The sequence below is a fragment of the Psychroserpens mesophilus genome, from assembly GCF_050617655.1.
In the GTDB taxonomy this organism is placed as follows: Bacteria; Bacteroidota; Bacteroidia; order Flavobacteriales; family Flavobacteriaceae; genus Psychroserpens; species Psychroserpens mesophilus_A.
The window spans coordinates 1-249 of sequence record NZ_JBODQC010000361.1; the positions used below are offsets into that span (position 1 = coordinate 1).

At 54.2% G+C, this 249-nt stretch carries 1 pseudogene; it reads right to left on the reverse strand.

What is annotated here, in order from left to right:
- A pseudogene (locus ACRHNM_RS17595) lies at positions 1–249 on the reverse strand (transcription termination factor NusA); the annotation flags it as partial.

Genomic DNA, 249 nt, shown 5'->3' on the forward strand with positions numbered 1-249 from the left:
CCGCCTTCTTGATGGTGATGAGCCCGTCGAAAACTTCGGGGATTTCCTGGTGGAAAAGCTGCTCGAGGTATTTAGGCGAGGTGCGCGACATGATGATCAACGGCTTGTTGCCCTTGAGCTCCACGCTTTCGATGATCCCGCGGACGTTGTCGCCCTTGCGGAAAAAATCGGAAGGGATCTGCTTTTCCTTGGGCATGATCAGTTCGTTGCCCTCATCGTCCAGCAGGATGATTGCCTTGTGGCGGATAT